5 protein-coding genes are annotated in these 1,303 nt (G+C 33.3%); 1 reads left to right on the plus strand and 4 read right to left on the minus strand.

From position 1 onward, the window contains the following. The coding region (locus ABT112_RS35190) for a DUF1408 domain-containing protein (protein WP_023189642.1) at window positions 1-213 on the minus strand (213 nt) is incomplete at its 3' end. A gap of 11 nt (window positions 214-224) precedes the next feature. Beyond that, window positions 225-413: a helix-turn-helix domain-containing protein gene (locus ABT112_RS35195; RefSeq protein WP_081044482.1), complete on the minus strand. Its 189-nt coding sequence runs from the start codon at window positions 411-413 to the stop codon at window positions 225-227. A 165-nt stretch (window positions 414-578) separates the two neighbouring features. Here ABT112_RS35195 and ABT112_RS35200 point away from each other — a divergent pair, with 165 nt between their 5' ends. Next, window positions 579-845, plus strand: coding sequence for a CRISPR-associated protein Cas2 (locus ABT112_RS35200; protein ID WP_312257863.1), 267 nt, complete (start codon window positions 579-581; stop codon window positions 843-845). A gap of 2 nt (window positions 846-847) precedes the next feature. Here ABT112_RS35200 and ABT112_RS35205 read toward each other — a convergent pair whose 3' ends face one another. Both ABT112_RS35205 and ABT112_RS35210 read right to left on the minus strand, forming a co-directional pair. Then, complete coding sequence (locus ABT112_RS35205) at window positions 848-1,003, minus strand: hypothetical protein (protein WP_252172348.1); 156 nt, start codon at window positions 1,001-1,003, stop codon at window positions 848-850. A 140-nt stretch (window positions 1,004-1,143) separates the two neighbouring features. Further along, window positions 1,144-1,303 (minus strand): DUF771 domain-containing protein (locus ABT112_RS35210; RefSeq protein WP_351515834.1); only part of this gene is annotated, 160 nt, incomplete at its 5' end.

Raw genomic sequence — 1,303 nt, forward strand, 5'->3', positions numbered from 1 at the left:
ATATCCCCAGTCAGACAAGCACGAATTGAGCATAGCAGCTTTTTCTCGTTCTGTTCGTGATCTGCGGATAATGTACATTGTTCCGTCTTTTCTTCGATAAGTAGATTCAATAACTTCTCCAACTACTTCTCTTTTTTCTAAGTCATAATGCTTATATCCAATGACTGTTGGAACTGTTAGGACTTCTCGTCCATTAATAATTTGTGTGTGCATTATTTGCCTTTCTATCTGAATTCATCTAAGCTGATGTCTAGTGCATCCGCTATTTTGACCATTGTTAGCCAACGAGGATTTTCAGAATTTCTTTTTTTAAATTGATGAATTTGTTGAGCACCAAGTCCTGTAACTTTTCCAAGTTCATACTCAGTCATATTTTTCTCAACAAGTTTAGTTTTTATCTTCGACCACAACATTTAGTGTTCCTTTCTTGTTTTTTACATAATTAAACACAATATATAGTATGTTATGTTGACTAAAACAATTTGTAGCAGTATAATATAGTTAATGAAATTCAGGACAAATCCGTTAATACCAACTAACATCCTCCTGTCTTTCAAAAATTAATGAAAGGAGTGATTATGGAAAGTTATATCATTACATACGATTTAAAATACTCAAGCAATAACTATGACGACCTCATTGATAAGATTAAAAATTATCCTAAATGGGCACATGTTAACGAATCTGTTTGGATTGTTAAATCTAATACTAGTGCAGAAGATATTAGAAATAACTTAACAACTGTAATAAACAGTAATGACAGCTTATTTGTTGGCGCTTTAACTGGTGAAGCTGCATGGAGAAACGTCATTGATAGCAATAGTGCTATAAAAGAATGTTTTTAGTTTTAGAATTCGTCACTTCTGTGGCGTTTTTTTATTTCTACTGAGATGACGTCATCGTCAATATTTTTTACAACCTGTTTTATAAGTTGTTCTGTGTTCAAATCTCCAATTCTTTCGCCTTGAACTTCTTCATCTATAAATAATGTTTTTGTTTTCATGATTCGTTCTCTTTTCTAGCGGAGCACCGCATTTAATTTCTTTGCAATGAGTTTGATTGCTCGTATGTTCTGTGTGATTAAGTCGTGAAATAGGTCAAACAGGATTTCGCCCGTTTCTGGGTTGACTATGTATGTGTAGGTCATAGACCACTCCCTCCTGAAAATTTCTGATAAAATTCATTGTTTATAAATTCCATCATCTCTTTATAATGAAATGACCATTTACCAGCATCAGCCGGATAAAATACCCAACCGCCATTTTCTATGGATAACTTTTTTATCATCTCTGGACGGTTTAAC

The organism is Streptomyces sp. NPDC002055, from assembly GCF_040296705.1.
GTDB lineage: Bacteria > Actinomycetota > Actinomycetes > Streptomycetales > Streptomycetaceae > Streptomyces.